This is a genomic window from Cardiobacterium sp. (genome assembly GCF_057314735.1).
Map to the genome: position 1 here is coordinate 1 of NZ_DBHKZK010000056.1, position 16,462 is coordinate 16,462.

A 16,462-nucleotide genomic window follows, 5' to 3' on the forward strand; every position below is an offset into this window, starting at 1 on the left:
TGGTGCCCGGAGCCGGGGTCGAACCGGCACGGTATCACTACCGAGGGATTTTAAGTCCCTTGCGTCTACCAATTTCGCCATCCGGGCGTGGGCGCGCATGATGGGTTTTTTTACCTGTTTTGTCAAGAAGTCTTTGTGTTTTTTAGGGTTATTGTCCGATTTTGTGATTATGGCTATTGGCGTTTTCCTGATAATCCATGTATAGCTGTTCACTGAAAGTTTCAGGCAAGGTGCGTCGCTGAATATAGTACGCGGTTACAGAACTTTGTGAGTATCGCTGTATAACAGCGCCTAGATAAGCACGTAATGTTCGCGGTTGTAGTCGCGCTGTTCGGCGGCGTCGTAGCTGCGAGTGTAGCCGCGCTGGTTGCTGACGAAGCGGGTGTCGCCGAGGTAGGCGCTGATGTTGTCGTGGCTGTGGCCGTATATCCAGAGGTTGGCGCGGGCGGTGAGTTCGGGCAGGTCGGTCGTCCAGTAGGCGGTATGGACGAGGCCGTCTTTTTTGTTGTAGTGCCGCTTGGCGACGAGTTCGCGTCGCGGCACGAAGTGGCTGATGACGACGCGCGCTTCGGCTTCGGGGTCCAGCGCGGTGTCGAGCCAGACGCGGCTGAAGCGGTGCAGGTCGCGCATGGTTTCCGGCGTCAGCGGCTGGCCGTCGGGGGCGTAGATTTCGCGGAAGTCCGGTAGGGTGCGTTCTGCCCAGCGCATCGAGGCTTCCGCGTCGCCGCCGAGGCTGAAGTCCGTCCACAGGGTGGTGCCGAGGAACTGGACGCCATCGAGGGTGACGGCTTGGTCGTCAAGCAGGGTGATGTCGTATTTTTGGCTGATGCTTTGGTACACGTCTTTGGCTTCGTTCAGGGCGAAGCCGTAGTATTCGTGGTTGCCGAGGACGTAGAGCACCGGCAGTTTGGGGGCGCGGCGGCGCAGGTAGTCGAAGAACAGCGGCACGGTGGTGGAGTCACCGATGTCGCCGGCGAGGACGAGTACGTCCAGTTCGCCGAGGTTGCTGATGGTGCAGAGGCTGCATTCGGTGTGCAGGTCGCTGTGGACGCCGATTTTCATGCGTGTTCCTTTAAGAGAGGCGGGTTTTGAAGTCTTCGTAACCAAATTCGCGCACGGTGGTGAGCGTGTCGCTGCGGCTGTCCCAGGCGAGGATGGCGGGCAGGCGGACGCCGTTGAAGGTGTTGGTCTTGACCATGGTGTAGTGCGCCATGTCCATGAACATCAGCCGTTGTCCGGGCTCAAGCGCGTGGTCGAAGCTGTAATCGCCGATGACGTCGCCGGCGAGGCAGGTCAGCCCGCCGATGCGGTAGGTGTAGGGGCGGGCGTGCGGCATCGCGCCGCCGAGGACGTCCGGGCGGTAGGGCATTTCCAGCACGTCCGGCAGATGCGCGCTGCAGGAGCCGTCGATAATCGCCAGGTTCATGTGGTTCCAGGTGACATCAAGGATTTCGGTGACATAGACGCCGGTACCGAGGGCAATCGCCTCGCCCGGTTCGATGAAGACTTCCACGCCCCAGCGCTCGCGGAAGTTGCGAATCAGCGCTATCAGTTCATCCACCGCGTAATCTTCGCGGGTGATGTGGTGGCCGCCGCCGAAATTCACCCACTGCATTTGCGGCAGAATGTCGCCAAATTGTCGCTCGACCGCCGCCAGGGTGCGCCGCAGCGGTAGTACATCCTGCTCGCAGAGATTGTGAAAATGCAGGCCGCTGATGCCCTCCAGCGAGGCGTCGCGCAACTGGCCGCGGATGATGCCGAGGCGTGAGCCGGGGGCGCTGGGGTCATAAATCGGCACCGCCCCTTCGGATTGCTGCGGGTTGATGCGCAGGCCGAAGTGCAGCGGCTTGTGTTCGGCGACGGCAAGCGCCTGCGCGCGGAAGCGATCCCATTGGTTACAGGAATTAAAAATGACGTGGTCGGAGAGTTTCAGCACTTCGTCCATGTCGGCGGGTGGGTAGGCAGCGGCAAACGTATGCACCTCGCCGCCGAAATATTCGCGGCCGAGCTTCGCCTCAAACAGGCCGCTGGCGCAGACGCCGGAGAGGTAACGCGAAATCAGCGGCGCGAAATGAAACATGGCAAAGCCCTTCAGCGCCAGCAGTACTTTGGCGCCGCTCTCCGCCTGGACGCGGGCGAGCAGTTGCAAATTGCGCTCCAGCAGCGCGGCATCGACCACATAGCAGGGCGTGGGCAGGCGGGACAAATCGAGACGGCGGAAGGTATCGTGTAAAAGACTCATGACAGACCTCGTGATTCAGGGTGGTTGGCACGCGGCAACGCCGCATAACGGGCGATATTATAAAGATTTTTCACATTCCCCGGCGCGCGCTTGACACAAAGCGATGACAACGCGCGCGCATCCATGCAAGATGGCAACTCCATTCACCACGGAGCCAACCATGAGCCCTATCTTGAACCTCAACGACGAATACGCCCGCATTGATGCCCCGGATTTCCGCCCCGGCGAATATCTCTATCTGGGGCAGGTCAGGACGGATGACGACGAAACCGCCGTGGTCGCGGTCGCCTACAAACCCGACTACGCCATCAAAAAGCTGAAGGAAAACCTCGCCATCCTCCAGCCCGCCGCCGCCATCCGCGAATGCTACCTGCGCAAAATCCGCGTCGGCGAGACGGACGACTGCGGCAAGATTCCGCTGGACGGCATTCTTTGACCCATCGCCAGTGTCGCAAGTCGGGCATTCATGCCCGACATTTTTATGGTTGGTCATCAATGGCCGACCTGCGTTCGCCGTCGGGCTGTTGGGTTATGCTCGTGCCTCGCTAACCCTGTATGTAAACGGTCGTAGGGTGGGTCTTGACCCACCATCACGAAACACGGCTATCACGGTGGGGCAAGCCCCACCCTACAGGTTTTGCGGAGGGAGGGCGGATCGGTGGCAGGTGCTCAACCGCCACCGAAACCCGTCCGCATTCCGTCAATGCCGCAAATGGTTTTTGTAGGCGAGGTAGGCGTTGAGCAGTTGCGGGCGCAGGTTTTCCGCGCGGGCGGAGACGAAGATGAGTTTTTCCTGTTTGAGTCGTGCTTCTGCGGCGGCGAAGGCGTTGGCGTAAACGTCGCGGGCGGCGTTTTCCAGCGCGGCGTCACGAGTTTCCGCGTCGTTGCCGTCTTCCAGCCACGGCGGGCGGATGTTCACCAGCATGACGTGGTGGCGCTGTTGCAGCAGGCGCAGCAGCGGGCGCAGGCGTTCGCCGTCGTGCGGCTCCAGCACGGTCATGAGGATGATGAGCGCGCGCCGCCGCTCGCGGCACCAGACGTCATGGATGGCGGCGGCGTAGTCCGGCGGTTTGTCGTCGGCGTGGCGGTCAAACAGGGTTTCGACGAGGCGGCGGTACTGGCCGCCGTGGCGCGAGGCGGGCAGCCAGCTTTTCGGCGTGTCGGAGTAGAGTTGCAGCCCGATTTCGTCGCCGCTTTTCAGCGCGGCACGGGCGAGGCGGGTGGCGGCGGCGAGCTGTTCGTCAAACAGCGCCTGCCCTTTGTAACGGCTTTGCAGGCGGCGCGAGGCGTCCAGCATGAGGATGACGGGCTGTTCGTGCTCGTAGTCGTATTCGCGCACCTGCCATTTGCCGAGGCGGGCGCTGGCCTTGTGGTCGAGACGGTTGATGCTGTCGCCGTCCTGGTAGTCGCGCAGGTGGGAGAAGTCGCCGTTGCCGCCGCGTTTGTAAAGCGGGTGGACGTGGCCGAGTTGCGGGGTACGGATGCCGCTGAAGGCGCTGTCGGCGTGGTCGTGGGCAAAGCGCGGATAGACGCGCACTTCTGCCGGGGCAGGCAGGGCGAGGTCGCGTTGCCACAGTTGGAAGCGGTCGGGGTAGCGCAATTGCAGGGCGGTGAAGTGGAACCTGCCGCGCTGGTGGATGGTGAGCGGGTAGGCGAGGGTGAGCCGTTCGTCCGTGCCGAGTGGCGCGCGCTGCGGCATGGCACTGCTTTCGGCCTGCGGCGGGTAGTGGTCAAAGAGGTGCAGCGCGAGCGGGCGCGGCATGGTGCCGTGCAGGGTGAATTGCATGGTGAAACGCTGCCCGCTTTGCTGGACGGCGCCGTAGTCGCGGCTGACGGTAAAGGCGGGTTTTTCCCGCCAAAGCAGAGCGGCGCTGGCGAGCAGCAGCACGAGCCAGGCAGCGAGCAGCGTCCAGTTGAGCGCGGGCGGCGCGCCGCTCCAGACGAGCAGGGTTTGGGCGAGGGCAAGCGCTGCCCAGCCGTACCATTGGTTTTTGTCGGGGATGATCATGGGGTTTGCGGGTTGTAAATGGTCGCGGAATTTCCCGCTTTTGTGAGCGGGAGTAGTGCGGTGGCGGTTTGCCCTGAATTTGCAATTCAAACGCAGCGGTATCTGCAAAGGGTGGATAAATTTTATCGCAGCAGTCAGCAAGAAGATAAGGTTGGTGAACCCTTGATGTTTGCGGATACCGCAGCCGGGAAAACAATTGAATTGGAAGGGTAAATACTATCTGGCAACTTGCCGCCATGAGTGCCAAAAGGAAAGTCCGGCAGAGTGCTTTCCCAAGGATTTATGGCGTATTCATTTTTGCCTGGTGTGGTTGCCATGCGTTCAAGTTCAATACCGCATCCGGTATAACTTCCCCAACCGAATCGGTATGACCTGCGGCGGGGCGGCGCGCTATACTCCCGCCCTTTTCAGGATTCTGCGATGAACATCAAACGTTTGAGATACTTTTGCACCGTCGTCGAATGCGGCAGCGTCAGCAAGGCGGCGCAAGTGTTGCACCTGTCGCAGCCGCCGCTGTCCAAACGCCTGCAGGAGCTGGAAGCGGAAACCGGCGTGCCGCTGCTCGCGCGCCAGGGCAACAAGATTGCGCCGACCGCCGCCGGCTGTTTTTTCTACGAGCGCGCTGGAAATCCTGCGCCATATCGACCAGCTTGAGCGGGAAACACGGCTGTTCAGCGCCCGTCCGCAGCATCTGTTGCAGGTCGGGTTGAGTTACCTGTACCGCCGCTATTTCACCCCGCTGGTGCTTGCCTTGCAGCAGGTGTATCCGCCGCTGCGGGTGATGGTGTCGGATTCTAGCCACATTGAGCATTTGCTGGACAGCCAGATGCTGGATTTTGCCCTGATTCAGAAGCCGCAACAGCCGCAGCGTTTTCTTTGCACGCCCTGCCTGCCGCTGGCGACGGTGGCGGTGTTGCACCGCAGTCTGCTCACCGGCGCCCCGCCCGCCAGCATTACCCTCGCCGAGTTGTGCCATTACCCGCTGATTTTGCAGCGTTTGATTAACGGCACCGGTGTTTATGACAGCCTGCTCGATTTGTTGCGCAAGAGTGGCGGCGCCGATGTGCGGATGCAGGTGTCGCAGCCGGAGGCGATTCTCGACTGGCTCGCCGCCGGGCTGGAAGCGGCGACGCTGTTGCCCGTCTCCGAGACGCAGGCGGTGGATGTGGCACAATGCGTCGTCGTCCCGCTCGCCCCCGATCCGCAAGTGTATTTTCCCTGTATTGTCCGCAACACCACGGCGACGCTGTCCGATGACGTCGCCGCGCTGCTTGTCCAACCTTTTCTCAACAACCCCGGAGCAAACCATGACCCGTCCCGATGACATCCTCGCCAATCCGCTCGCCAACAAGGGCACCGCCTTCACCCTGGAAGAGCGCGCCCGTTACGGCCTCACCGGCCGCCTGCCCGTCGCGGTGGAAACGCTTGAGCAGCAGGCAGCGCGCGCCTATCGCCAGTTTGCGCAATACACGCGCGACATGGACAAATACATCTATCTCGACCAACTGCACAACCGCAACGAAACCCTCTACTACAAGCTGCTCACCGACCACCTCGCGGAAATGCTGCCCATCGTTTATGACCCGACCGTCGGCGAAGCCATCAAACTGTGGAGCCGCGACTACCGCCGTTCGCGCGCGGTCTATCTTGACGTCAACCACCCCGAAGCGGTGCGCGCTTCCTTTGAGGCGACCGGTCTCGGCGCGGATGATGTGGACCTCATCGTCGTCTCCGACGCGGAAGAAATCCTCGGCATCGGCGACTGGGGCGTGAACGGCACCGATATTTCCATCGGCAAACTGGCCGTCTATACCGCTGCCGCCGGTATCCACCCGGCGCGCACTCTTGCGGTCAATCTCGACGTCGGCACCGACAACGAAGCGCTCCTGAACGACCCCTCCTATCTCGGCAACCGCCATGCGCGTGTGCGCGGCGAGCGCTACGACGCACTCATCGACGAATACCTGAAAGTGGCGAGCGAGCTCTATCCCAACGCGCTGCTGCATTTTGAAGACTTCGGCCCGTCCAACGCGCGCCGCATCCTCGTCAAAAACCGCGAGCGCTACCGCATCTTCAACGACGATATGCAGGGCACTGGCGCTATCGTCATGGCGGCGGTCATCTCCGGCCTGAAAGTGACGAAGCAGCGCTTCGCCGAACAGCGCCTTGTCGTCTATGGCGCGGGCACGGCAGGCACCGGCATGGCCGACCAAATCAGCGCGGCGATGCAGCGTGAAGGCCTCTCACGCGACGAAGCCCGCCGCCGCGTCTGGCTGATTGACCGCAACGGCCTCGTCTCCGACGACATGAAAAACCTGCCCGACTATCAGCAAGAATACGCGCGACCCGCCGCCGAAGTCGCCACCTGGCAGCGCGACGGCGGCAAAATCGGCCTGCTTGAAGTCGTCAAACAGGTCAAGCCGACCATCCTCATCGGCACCTCCACCGACCACGGCGCTTTTACCCGCGAAGTCATCGAAGCGCTCTGCGCCGGGGTAGAGCGCCCCATCCTGCTGCCGCTCTCCAACCCGACCGAAAAAATCGAAGTGATGCCGACCGACGCCATCCCGTGGTCAAAAGGCCGTGCGCTGATGGCGGTCGGCATCCCGGTGCCGCCGGTACCTTACAACGGCACCGCCTACACCATCGGCCAGGGCAACAACGCACTGCTCTATCCCGGCCTCGGCCTCGGCGTTATCACGAGCGGTGCCAAACACGTCACCGACGCGATGCTGCTTGCCGCCGCCGAAGCGGTCGCCTCGCAGGTGAACCCGCAGGATTTGGGCGCGTCGCTGCTGCCGCCGGTCGATAACCTGCGCGCCTCGTCGGCCACCGTCGCGGTTGCAGTCGCCAAACAGGCGGTCGCCGACGGCGTCGCCACCAAGCAATCCGATAACTGGGTGCAGACCGTGCAAGACGCGATGTGGCAGGCGGTGTATCCATAACCTGTCCCCCGCCGTAAAACAAACCACCGAACCGCCCCTCCCCGCAGCCCGTAGGGTGGGTCTTGCCCCACCGTTAAAACCGGATGTTTCCTGATGGTGGGTCAAAACCCGCCCTACAACCTTTCCGCCCTTTTCATCACCATGCAAACCGCATTCGCCCAAAACCGCCACACCAGAGACCCGTAATGATCTTCCTCACCGCGACTGAAAGCGTCCTCTCCATTGTCCTGCTCATTGCCCTCGGCTATATCCTGCAACAAAAAAACTGGTTTGCCGACACCTTTGCCGCCAATCTCTCGCGGCTGATTATGAACATTGCCCTGCCGGCCTCCATCTTTGTATCCGTCCTCGAATACCTGAACCGCGACAAACTCATGGCACTGACCGACGGCCTGATATACGGCGCGCTTTCCGTCATACTCGGCTATCTTGCGGCGATATTGCTGGTCAAACTGTGCCATATTCGCGCCGGGCGACGTGGCACATTCATTAACGCCATCGTCAATGCCAATACCATCTTCATTGGCCTGCCACTCAATACCGCTCTTTTTGGCGAAACGGCCATGCCCTATTTCCTCGTCTATTATGTGTTGAATACCGTCTCCACCTGGGCCATTGGCGTCTATTTTATCGCGGGTGATGCCAGCCAAACGGACAACCACGAGGCAAAACCGCCCTTCAACTGGAAAAAACTGCTGCCCGCACCATTGCTCGGCTTTCTCGTCGCGCTCATTTTCCTGTTCGCCGATTTTTCCGTGCCGACATTCATCCATGCCCCGCTGCAATACCTTAGCGCAACCGTCACCCCATTATCGCTGCTTTACATCGGCATCACCCTGTATTACGCCGGACTCAAAAGCATCCGCTTTGACCGCGATACCCTTGTCGCCTTGCTGGGGAAATTCGTGCTCGCACCGCTGATTATGGTCATCCTCATTTATGCGGGCAAAGGCGTTTTGCCATTGCCATTACTGGAAAGCAAAACCCTGATTGTACAATCGGCCGTACCGGCACTGGCGGTATTGCCCATTCTCGCCCATGAAGCCAAAGGCGACGTATCTTTTGCCACCAATATTGTCACCACCAGTACCCTGTTGTTTATTGTCGTCATGCCGGTGGTGGATGCGCTGTTGCAATTCCTCCACTGAATGAGGCGCGTCTCAAAAAAACGGGTTTTCCCAGACTCCAAACAGGTTCTAACAAAGAAAAACGGCGGAAACCTCCCGTTTCCGCCGTGCGATGCGGTATCTGCATTGCTCAATCCATATGCAGCGTCTTGCCATCGCAAGAAAGCACATCAACCCGCTTGCCCGCATCCTGATTGTCCTTGCCCCCCAAAAGCAGCAGCTTGCCCTGATACGGTAGCGTGACCCCGTAAGCGGCAGGCTGCGGCAGGGCGCCTGCGACCTGCCAGACACCATCATGCAGCGCGTAAACCGTCGCGTGCGTGACCTTGTCCAGCCCCTCATGTGCATAAAAATGGCCTTCATCGTAGCGTTGCGCCGCGCCGGGGAAATTGGCGCCACCGGCGAGCAGGTAATAGTCGCCGCTAAAGCCGCTGTACGCCCCCGCCAGTCCTTCCTGACGCGCGCCGGATTCTGCCGCAATCAGCGGCGGCAGCGTCTGCCATTGCAAACGCCCCTGGGCATCAAATGTGCCTTGCGCGACCGCATCGGTGCGCAGGCCGGGTTTAATCTCGCCGTTGGCAACCATCACCGTATCGCCATGCACGCTCACCGCCGCACCGGCACGGCCGGAAAACGGCCATAGCCCTTCGTTGTGCCAGTGGTTGCCTTGCGGCTCATAGCTAAAAAGGGTGGTGTTGAAAAAATAATCCGGCGCGGGCTGGTCAAAATAAGCGCGCATCACCGCCTGTTTGCCTGCTTCATCGTCGCCCGCAGCACTGTAATCCTGAAAATAGCCGTTAAAAATGGGCGAATTGCTGCCGCCAATGACATAAATCCGCCCGCCATGTGCGACCGCCGCCGCGCCGACCAATCCCAAAGGCGCGCGGGTGGGCAATTTTTGCCACGCTTTTTGCGCCGGGTCATAGACGTGCGCATCATTGACCAGTTGCAGCACCCCCGCCGCGTCCTTCTGCAAACCACCAAAGACATAGAGCTTGCCGTCAAGCGCGGCGACAACCGGCTGACTGCGCGCGCCGCCGGGGAAGGGCGGCAACGCCTGCCACGCCGCTTGTGGCGTCTTCAAATCAAGGGCAAAAAAAGCCTCTCCGGCACTGCCCAGACCAACGTAAGCGGTATTGCCAATCAACGCGCCGCCACCGTCGGCCAGTGCGACCGGCAAATCAGGATACGTTTTGCCTGCGGCAGCGAGCGCCAGCGCGGCAAAAATGGAAACGGTTAACTGTTGTTTTAACGTCATTTTTCAGACCTCCACGGTTTGTTTTTGAAATACGTTGCAAAAAATATAGTACCGTTTGAAATTCTTTTCAAGGCGGCCTATACTGCTTCCAACATCCCGCAACAAGGAAAGATTCATGACTCAAACTGCAACCCGTGCCTCGCTGGCGAACCTGCAAGGCGGATTGATTGTTTCCTGCCAGGCGCTTGCCGACGAACCGCTGCATTCATCCTTCATTATGGGGCGGATGGCACTTGCTGCCGCCCAGGGTGGCGCAGTAGGCATTCGTGCCAATTCGGCGGAAGACATCCGCGCCATTCGTGAAAACGTCAATCTGCCGATTATCGGCATCGTCAAACGCGATTATCCCGACAGCGAAGTTTTTATTACCGCCACCATGCGCGAAGTGGATGAACTGATGACGGTCGCCCCGGAAATCATCGCGATTGATGCGCGCGATGCGCCACGACCGGGCGGCGAAACGCTGGAGGCATTCGTGTCCGCCGTCCGTGCGGCCTGGCCCGATGTTTTGCTGATGGCCGATTGCGCCAGCCTCGCGGAAATGCAACGCGCCGATACGCTCGGCTTTGATTTCATTGGCACCACATTGGTGGGCTACACGCCTGCCACGCGCGGTGCGCGCATTGAACATGACGATTTCGCGCTGATTCGCGCGGCACTCGCTTCCGTCAAGCGACCCATTATTGCCGAGGGCAATATCAATACCCCAGAAAAAGTACGGCGTGTACTGACGCTGGGCGTTTACAGCGTAGTAGTCGGCTCGGCGATTACCCGCCCCAAATGGATTACCGAGCAATTCGTGCAAGCGACCAAACCCTAACCGGAGAAAACCATGTCTTCTACACATCACGATATAAAAGGGCTGATTTCTGCGCTGCTGGTGCCATTTACCGCAGAAGGCAAAATCAATGAAAAAGGGCTGCGACAAATCGTGCGCCACAATCTGGACAAAATGCAGGTTGATGGCCTTTATGTTGGTGGTTCCACCGGCGAGAATTTCATGCTCGATACCGCCAGCAAAAAAGAAATCTTCGCCATCGTTAAAGACGAAGCGGGCGACAAGGGCGCATTGATTGCGCAAGTTGGCAGCCCCAACCTTTATGAAGCGATTGAATTGGGACAATACGCTACCGGTTTGGGTTATCAGGCCATTTCTGCCGTCACCCCGTTTTATTACAAATTTACTTTTGAAGAAGTCAAACAATATTACTTCGACATTGTCGCAGCAGTGGATAACCGCATGATTGTTTACTCCATTCCTTTCCTCACCGGGATGGATATTGGCTTGTCGCAATTTGGTGAACTCTTTGCCAATCCGAAAATCGTCGGCGTCAAATTTACCGCTGCCGATTTCTATCTGTTGGAACGGCTGCGTAGCGCTTATCCCGACCATCTGATTTATTCCGGCTTTGACGAAATGCTGCTTCCCGCATTGGTCAACCGCGTGGATGGCGCTATCGGCTCAACTTATAACGTCAATGGTATCCGTGCGCGGAAAATCATGGAGCTCGCTGCCGCTGGCAACTATGCGGAAGCATTAAAAGCGCAACAGGAAAGCAACAATCTCATCGCCGATATTTTGGCGAACGGCCTCTATCCGACGTTGAAACAATTGCTGGTGCTTTCCGGTTGCGATGACGGGCCATTCCTCTCGCGCAAACCGATGGCTTCGGCGACTGCGGCGCAAATCGCCCGCGCCCGTGAAATTTACGCCCGCTATTTCTGATGGAGATACTGCCATGACTATCCGCAAAACCCTACTAGCCGCTGCAATCGCCGCCTTTGCCGCCAATGCTCTGGCGGCCGAGTATGAATTGACCTTCGGTCTCAATGCCGGGACGACTTCCAATGAATACAAGGCGGCGGAGCAGTTCGCCAATGAAGTGAAAGAAAAATCCGGCGGCAAGATTGAAATCGCCCTGTATCCGAACGGACAGTTGGGCGATGACCGCTCGATGATGGGGCAAGTCGGCGGTGGCGCGCTAGATTTCACCTTTGCCGAAAGCGCCCGCTTCCAGATTTATTACCCGCTGGCCGAAGTTTATGCGCTGCCTTATATGATTAAGGATTTTCCTACCGCACAGAAAGCGTTGTTTGATACGACCTTCGGTAAGGATTTGATCAAAAAAATCCATGATGAAAAAGGCATTACCGTTCTTGCGCAAGCCTATAACGGCACCCGCCAGACGACTTCCAACCGCGCGATTAACAGCATTGATGACATGAAAGGCCTGAAATTGCGTGTACCGAATGCGGCGACCAACCTGGCGTATGCCAAATATGTCGGTGCCTCACCCACGCCGATGGCGTTTTCCGAGGTCTATCTGGCGCTGCAAACCAATTCGGTCGATGGCCAAGAAAATCCGCTGCCGACCATTCAGGCGCAGAAATTCTATGAGGTGCAGAAATTCCTTGCCCTGACCAATCACATTATCAATGACCAGCTCTATCTGGTCAGCAATGAAACAATGGAATCCTTGCCGGAAGACTTGCAAAAAGTGGTGCGTGATGCGGCAGAAAATGCGGCGAAGTACCATACCAAACTATTCCAGGATGGCGAAGCGGAGCTGGTCAGTTTCTTTGAGAAACAGGGCGTGACGGTCACCCGTCCCGAACTCGCTGCATTCAAGAAAGCGATGCAGCCCTATTATGAGGAATTTATCAAGAAAAATGGTGAAGACAGTAAAGCAGCCATTGCCGAAATTGAAGCTCTCAATCCTTGAGCAATAGTGGGCGGTGGCCTTTGGTTGCCGCCCTTATTCCACAACGCGCAGAGGTTTTGCCGGACGGTAGAACTTTAGCAGGGAGAACAGCATGAAAGTTTTGAACAAATTGGAAGAATGGGTTGGTGGCACTTTATTTCTGATAATATTTGCCATTTTGATCGCGCAAGTGTTATTTCGTCAGATTTTGCACCACCCGCTTATTTGGTCGGAAGAAGCCGCGCGTCTGCTTTTTGTGTATGTCGGGATGCTCGGTATTTCTATTGGTATCCGCAGCCAGCAACACGTGCTCATTGATTTTATTACCAGCCATTTGCCGAACGTCGTGCGGGTCTGGGTGTTCAGCTTGGTGCAATTGCTGATTTTTGCCGCCATTCTGCTGTTCTTGTATTACGGCGTTGTCGTTTTTAATCACGCTTCTGATCAACTGGTGTCCCTCGGTATTTCTGACAAATGGCTCTATCTTTCCCTGCCCGTTTGCTCCCTGCTGATGCTGTTCCGTTTCTTGCAGGCGCAGCAGGAGAATTATCGTAAAGGCGACAGCCGTATTCCTGTTTGGGTGTATATCGCCTTGACAGTAGCGGTGGTTTTGGTGGCATTCATTGAGCCGTCCTGGTTCAAGGCGCTGCGCATCAGCGAATATGTAAAATTTGGCAAGAATGCGGTTTATGTCGCGCTGATTGTCTGGCTGGTGATTATGTTCGCCGGGGTGCCGGTTGGCTGGTCGCTCTTTATCGCGGCGGTATTGTTCTTTTCCATGACCCGTTGGGGTACCGGCAATTTCGCTGCCGCCAAATTGGTCGATAGTGTCAACAGTTTTGGCCTGCTCAGCGTGCCATTTTTCATTCTTACCGGCATTTTGATGAACAGCGCCGGTATCACCACCCGTATTTTCAATTTCGCCCGCACTATGCTGGGGCATTACACCGGCGGCATGGGACACGTCAATATCGCGGCCAGCCTCATTTTCTCCGGGATGTCCGGCTCGGCGCTGGCGGATGCGGGCGGTTTGGGGCAGCTTGAAATCAAGGCGATGCGCGACGCCGGTTATGAAGATGATCTCTGCGGCGGCATTACCGCAGCTTCCTGCATCATCGGGCCGCTGGTGCCACCGAGCATTGCGATGATTATTTACGGTGTCATTGCCGACGTTTCCATCGCCCGGCTTTTCCTCGCCGGATTTATTCCCGGATTGCTGCTCACCATTTTGCTGATGGTGATGAACACCATCATTTGTAAAAAACGCGGCTACGGCAAAGCGCCGAAAACTTCTGCCGCCGAACGCAAGCAGGCATTCAAGCAGGCTTTCTGGCCGCTGCTGACGCCCATCCTCATCATCGGCGGCATCTTCTCCGGCGCCTTCACCCCGACGGAAGCCGCCGTTGTCGCCGCCCTCTATTCCATCATCCTTGGAATGTTCATCTACCGTGAGCTCACCCCCGCCGGGTTGTTCACCTGCTGCGTGGAAGCGATGGCCATTACCGGGGTGACGGTGCTGATGGTGATGACTGTCACCTTCTTCGGTGACATGATTGCCCGCGAACGGGTCGCGATGCAGGTCGCCAGCGGCTTCATGGCGATTGCCGACAACACCCTGATGGTGCTGCTGATGATTAACCTGCTGCTGCTCTTCCTCGGTATGTTTATTGATGCGCTGGCGCTGCAATTCCTGGTGCTGCCGATGCTCATCCCCATTGCGCAGCAGTTCAACATTGACCTCGTCTTCTTCGGCGTGATGACCACCCTCAACATGATGATCGGCATCCTCACCCCGCCGATGGGCATGGCACTGTTCGTGGTCGCCCGCGTCGGCAACATGAGCGTCAGCACCGTGACCCGTGGTGTACTCCCCTTCATCATCCCCATCGGTCTCTGCCTGCTGCTGATTACCATCTTCCCCGGCATCGTGACCTTCCTCCCCAACCTCTTCATGGGCTAAAAACATGGAACTGATTGCACTTGACCACGCCGCAAGCTATCGCTCGCCTGCCGCAGAAAAAGTCTGCCGCTGGCTTGCCGGCAAAGACCCCGCCAACTGGGAAGACAAACAATATCCCATTGACGGCGACGACTTCTTCGTCAATATCTTTCACTACCAGACCGCCGGCGAAGACGCGCGCATCTGGGAAGCGCACCGCGACTACATTGACGTCCACCTCGTCCTTGGCGGGCGCGAATGGGTGCAGCAGGCCTTTCTCGCCGACTGCACCGCAGGCGAATACCATGCCGACAGCGACTACCAGGCCATCGACAGCGCCCGCGCGCGCAGCCGTATCCTGCTGGAGCCGGGCTATCTGGCGGTGTTCTACCCCGAAGACGCGCACCAGACCGGCCTCATCGTGGACGGACACAGCGAAAACCTGCACAAAGCCGTCTTCAAAATCCGCCTTGGGGCGCTGCGGTGATTGTCTTCAGCAAAAACGCTCGCCCCTACATCGAAGCGCACCTGCAACAATTCAGCCCGGTTGAGCGCAAAATCGCCGACTACTTTCTCGGCGGCGGCGAAACCCCGCCGAGAGAGACCGGCAAGGCGCTGGCGCGGCGTCTGGGCGTCTCCGAAGCCGCATTGACCCGCTTCTCCCAAAAATGCGGCTTCCGCGGACTGCGTGAACTCTTCTACGCGCACAACCAGGGAGAAAGCCACGCTGACAGCGATTTCGTCCAGCCCGTCCTCGCCAGCTACCAGGAGCTGCTCAACAAAACCTACGCCATCATTGATATGCGGCAAATCCGCCGCATCACCGCGCTGCTCCTGCAAAAAAAACGGGTGTACATCTACGGCAAAGGCAGCTCCGGCATGGTCGCGCAAGAAATGAAATTCCGCTTCATGCGCATCGGACTCATCTGCGAAGCCATCACCGACGACGACATGATCCGCATGACCGCCGTCCTCACCGACCCCGAATGCCTGGTCATCGGCATCAGCATCAGCGGTCGCAGCAAAATCATCATCGAAGCCCTGCAAACCGCGAAAACCCAGGGCGCCGCGACCGTCCTCTTCACCGCCAACGCCGACCGCGAATACCGCGACAACTTTGACGAAGTCCAACTCTTTGCCGTGAAAAACCAGATGGAGCACGGGCGGCTCATCTCGCCGCAATTCCCCGTCCTCGTCGTACTCGACATCCTCTACGCCGACTACATGAACCACGACGCCGCCGCGCGCGACCGCATCTGGCAGCGCACCTACCGCGCGCTGCAACGCAACAAGGAACCCACATGACCATCCTCACCCTCGACATCGGCGGCAGCGAAATCAAAGCCGCCCACTACCAGACAGACGGCAGCTGCAGCAAAACCCTGCCCAACCACAAAACCGCCGTCAGCGCGCAAGACAACCACATCAGCGAACAAATCGTCCGCATCTGCCGCGAAGAACAAACACACACCGCACTACAAGGCGTCGCCATCTCCAGCGCCGGCGTCATCGACCCCTACCGCGGTACCGTGCTGCACGCAGGCCCCAGCATCCCGGGTTACAGCGGCACCGCACTCAAACAAACCATCGAAAACCAATGCGGCCTGCCGTGCAGCGTCGAAAACGACGTCAATGCCATGGCGCTCGGCGAAGCCTGGCTGGGCGCGGCACAAAACAGCCACTCTGCCCTCTGCCTCACCCTCGGCACCGGCCTCGGCGGCGCCATCCTCCTCGAAGGCAAACTGTGGCGCGGCGCCAACTACGCCGCGGGCGAAATCGGCGTCTGCCCCCTGGGCGACGGGCGCCGCCTCGAACAAGCCGCCTCCACCACTGCCCTGCTCGCCGCCTATGCCGAACGCCGCGGCGAAACCATCGACGGCAAAACCCTCTTTCAGCGCCTGCGCGCCGGAGATAGCGACGCCGCCAGCGCCCTGGAACAAATGCTCGGCGCCCTGACCGACGGCCTGCTACCTGCCATCCACCTGCTTGCCCCGGAAACCCTCCTCATCGGCGGCGGCATCGCCGCCCAACACGACCTGATTGAGCCGCGCATCCGCACCCAACTGGCAGCAAAACTGCCCGCAGCGCACTTCATGCCGAAAAACATCCGCTGCGCCAGCCTCGGCAATCGCGCCGGCATGATTGGCGCCCTGCGCTGGTTTCTCGACAGCAAACCGGTATTGCCGCAATAGACTTCCTTCCAAACTATAACTTGCACGGCAACCCGACAAAATTCCAAAC

Annotated in this window: 15 protein-coding genes, 1 tRNA gene and 2 pseudogenes; 13 read left to right on the forward strand and 5 right to left on the reverse strand. The window is 58.7% G+C overall.

Annotation, left to right across the window (positions count from 1 at the left end):
- From ACO54Z_RS07560 to nspC, 3 genes are all read right to left on the reverse strand, one after another.
- Positions 1 to 87, reverse strand: a tRNA-Leu gene (locus ACO54Z_RS07560).
- 204 nt (positions 88 to 291) lie between these two features.
- Complete coding sequence (locus ACO54Z_RS07565) at positions 292 to 1,062, reverse strand: metallophosphoesterase (protein WP_485996463.1); 771 nt, start codon at positions 1,060 to 1,062, stop codon at positions 292 to 294.
- A 10-nt stretch (positions 1,063 to 1,072) separates the two neighbouring features.
- On the reverse strand, positions 1,073 to 2,242 hold the full coding sequence (gene nspC, locus ACO54Z_RS07570; RefSeq protein ID WP_485996464.1) for a carboxynorspermidine decarboxylase: 1,170 nt from the start codon (positions 2,240 to 2,242) through the stop codon (positions 1,073 to 1,075).
- A 160-nt stretch (positions 2,243 to 2,402) separates the two neighbouring features.
- On the opposite strand from nspC, the gene ACO54Z_RS07575 reads away from it, so the two are divergent.
- The gene (locus tag ACO54Z_RS07575) at positions 2,403 to 2,678 is read left to right on the forward strand and encodes a hypothetical protein (RefSeq protein ID WP_298080237.1); all 276 of its coding nucleotides are present in this window, start codon (positions 2,403 to 2,405) and stop codon (positions 2,676 to 2,678) included.
- A gap of 264 nt (positions 2,679 to 2,942) precedes the next feature.
- Here the strand turns inward: ACO54Z_RS07575 and ACO54Z_RS07580 are convergent, their stop codons facing one another.
- Positions 2,943 to 4,250 carry a DUF58 domain-containing protein gene (locus tag ACO54Z_RS07580; protein WP_485996465.1) on the reverse strand — a complete coding sequence of 436 codons (1,308 nt, stop codon included), beginning with the start codon at positions 4,248 to 4,250 and terminating at the stop codon, positions 2,943 to 2,945.
- Positions 4,251 to 4,670: 420 nt separating this feature from the next.
- Between ACO54Z_RS07580 and ACO54Z_RS07585 the strand changes: the two genes are divergently transcribed.
- The 4 genes from ACO54Z_RS07585 to ACO54Z_RS07600 all read left to right on the forward strand — a co-directional run bounded on the left by ACO54Z_RS07585 (position 4,671) and on the right by ACO54Z_RS07600 (position 8,343).
- On the forward strand, positions 4,671 to 4,904 hold the full coding sequence (locus ACO54Z_RS07585) for a LysR family transcriptional regulator (protein ID WP_485996466.1): 234 nt from the start codon (positions 4,671 to 4,673) through the stop codon (positions 4,902 to 4,904).
- Positions 4,834 to 5,574 carry a LysR family transcriptional regulator substrate-binding protein gene (locus ACO54Z_RS07590; RefSeq protein WP_485996467.1) on the forward strand — a complete coding sequence of 247 codons (741 nt, stop codon included), beginning with the start codon at positions 4,834 to 4,836 and terminating at the stop codon, positions 5,572 to 5,574. Before ACO54Z_RS07585 ends, ACO54Z_RS07590 begins: the two co-directional genes overlap by 71 nt.
- Positions 5,558 to 7,195, forward strand: a complete 1,638-nt coding sequence (locus ACO54Z_RS07595) for an NAD-dependent malic enzyme (RefSeq protein WP_485996468.1) — start codon at positions 5,558 to 5,560, stop codon at positions 7,193 to 7,195. Before ACO54Z_RS07590 ends, ACO54Z_RS07595 begins: the two co-directional genes overlap by 17 nt.
- Before the next feature lie 185 nt (positions 7,196 to 7,380).
- Positions 7,381 to 8,343, forward strand: a complete 963-nt coding sequence (locus tag ACO54Z_RS07600) for an AEC family transporter (RefSeq protein ID WP_485996469.1) — start codon at positions 7,381 to 7,383, stop codon at positions 8,341 to 8,343.
- A gap of 109 nt (positions 8,344 to 8,452) precedes the next feature.
- Here the strand turns inward: ACO54Z_RS07600 and ACO54Z_RS07605 are convergent, their stop codons facing one another.
- Positions 8,453 to 9,580 (reverse strand): N-acetylneuraminate epimerase, encoded by a 1,128-nt coding sequence (locus tag ACO54Z_RS07605; RefSeq protein ID WP_485996470.1) that lies wholly within the window; start codon positions 9,578 to 9,580, stop codon positions 8,453 to 8,455.
- A gap of 115 nt (positions 9,581 to 9,695) precedes the next feature.
- Here ACO54Z_RS07605 and ACO54Z_RS07610 point away from each other — a divergent pair, with 115 nt between their 5' ends.
- From ACO54Z_RS07610 to ACO54Z_RS07645, 8 genes and pseudogenes are all read left to right on the forward strand, one after another.
- Complete coding sequence (locus tag ACO54Z_RS07610; RefSeq protein WP_485996471.1) at positions 9,696 to 10,400, forward strand: N-acetylmannosamine-6-phosphate 2-epimerase; 705 nt, start codon at positions 9,696 to 9,698, stop codon at positions 10,398 to 10,400.
- 12 nt (positions 10,401 to 10,412) lie between these two features.
- Complete coding sequence (locus tag ACO54Z_RS07615) at positions 10,413 to 11,306, forward strand: N-acetylneuraminate lyase (protein ID WP_485996472.1); 894 nt, start codon at positions 10,413 to 10,415, stop codon at positions 11,304 to 11,306.
- Between the two features lie 13 nt (positions 11,307 to 11,319).
- A complete protein-coding gene (locus tag ACO54Z_RS07620; RefSeq protein ID WP_485996473.1) occupies positions 11,320 to 12,303 on the forward strand; it encodes a sialic acid TRAP transporter substrate-binding protein SiaP in 984 nt (327 codons plus the stop codon).
- A 91-nt stretch (positions 12,304 to 12,394) separates the two neighbouring features.
- Positions 12,395 to 12,757, forward strand: a pseudogene (locus ACO54Z_RS07625) (TRAP transporter small permease); the annotation flags it as partial.
- A pseudogene (locus tag ACO54Z_RS07630) lies at positions 12,755 to 14,242 on the forward strand (TRAP transporter large permease); the annotation flags it as partial. The pseudogenes ACO54Z_RS07625 and ACO54Z_RS07630, both read left to right, overlap by 3 nt.
- A 4-nt stretch (positions 14,243 to 14,246) precedes the next feature.
- Complete coding sequence (locus ACO54Z_RS07635) at positions 14,247 to 14,708, forward strand: NanQ anomerase/TabA/YiaL family protein (RefSeq protein WP_485996474.1); 462 nt, start codon at positions 14,247 to 14,249, stop codon at positions 14,706 to 14,708.
- Positions 14,705 to 15,526 carry a MurR/RpiR family transcriptional regulator gene (locus tag ACO54Z_RS07640; protein ID WP_298080514.1) on the forward strand — a complete coding sequence of 274 codons (822 nt, stop codon included), beginning with the start codon at positions 14,705 to 14,707 and terminating at the stop codon, positions 15,524 to 15,526. Before ACO54Z_RS07635 ends, ACO54Z_RS07640 begins: the two co-directional genes overlap by 4 nt.
- Positions 15,523 to 16,413: an ROK family protein gene (locus ACO54Z_RS07645; protein WP_485996475.1), complete on the forward strand. Its 891-nt coding sequence runs from the start codon at positions 15,523 to 15,525 to the stop codon at positions 16,411 to 16,413. The genes ACO54Z_RS07640 and ACO54Z_RS07645 overlap by 4 nt, the downstream gene beginning before the upstream one ends.
- Positions 16,414 to 16,462 lie beyond the last annotated feature (49 nt).

Excerpts from the sequence above, each read along its gene's own strand:
- ACO54Z_RS07605 (WP_485996470.1), bottom strand. The coding sequence starts at position 9,580 with ATGACGTTAAAACAACAGTTAACCGTTTCCATTTTTGCCGCGCTGGCG.
- ACO54Z_RS07610 (WP_485996471.1), top strand. The coding sequence starts at position 9,696 with ATGACTCAAACTGCAACCCGTGCCTCGCTGGCGAACCTGCAAGGCGGA.
- ACO54Z_RS07600 (WP_485996469.1), top strand. The coding sequence starts at position 7,381 with ATGATCTTCCTCACCGCGACTGAAAGCGTCCTCTCCATTGTCCTGCTC.
- ACO54Z_RS07620 (WP_485996473.1), top strand. The coding sequence starts at position 11,320 with ATGACTATCCGCAAAACCCTACTAGCCGCTGCAATCGCCGCCTTTGCC.
- ACO54Z_RS07565 (WP_485996463.1), bottom strand. The coding sequence starts at position 1,062 with ATGAAAATCGGCGTCCACAGCGACCTGCACACCGAATGCAGCCTCTGC.
- ACO54Z_RS07645 (WP_485996475.1), top strand. The coding sequence starts at position 15,523 with ATGACCATCCTCACCCTCGACATCGGCGGCAGCGAAATCAAAGCCGCC.
- ACO54Z_RS07615 (WP_485996472.1), top strand. The coding sequence starts at position 10,413 with ATGTCTTCTACACATCACGATATAAAAGGGCTGATTTCTGCGCTGCTG.
- ACO54Z_RS07595 (WP_485996468.1), top strand. The coding sequence starts at position 5,558 with ATGACCCGTCCCGATGACATCCTCGCCAATCCGCTCGCCAACAAGGGC.
- nspC (WP_485996464.1), bottom strand. The coding sequence starts at position 2,242 with ATGAGTCTTTTACACGATACCTTCCGCCGTCTCGATTTGTCCCGCCTG.
- ACO54Z_RS07635 (WP_485996474.1), top strand. The coding sequence starts at position 14,247 with ATGGAACTGATTGCACTTGACCACGCCGCAAGCTATCGCTCGCCTGCC.
- ACO54Z_RS07575 (WP_298080237.1), top strand. The coding sequence starts at position 2,403 with ATGAGCCCTATCTTGAACCTCAACGACGAATACGCCCGCATTGATGCC.
- ACO54Z_RS07585 (WP_485996466.1), top strand. The coding sequence starts at position 4,671 with ATGAACATCAAACGTTTGAGATACTTTTGCACCGTCGTCGAATGCGGC.
- ACO54Z_RS07580 (WP_485996465.1), bottom strand. The coding sequence starts at position 4,250 with ATGATCATCCCCGACAAAAACCAATGGTACGGCTGGGCAGCGCTTGCC.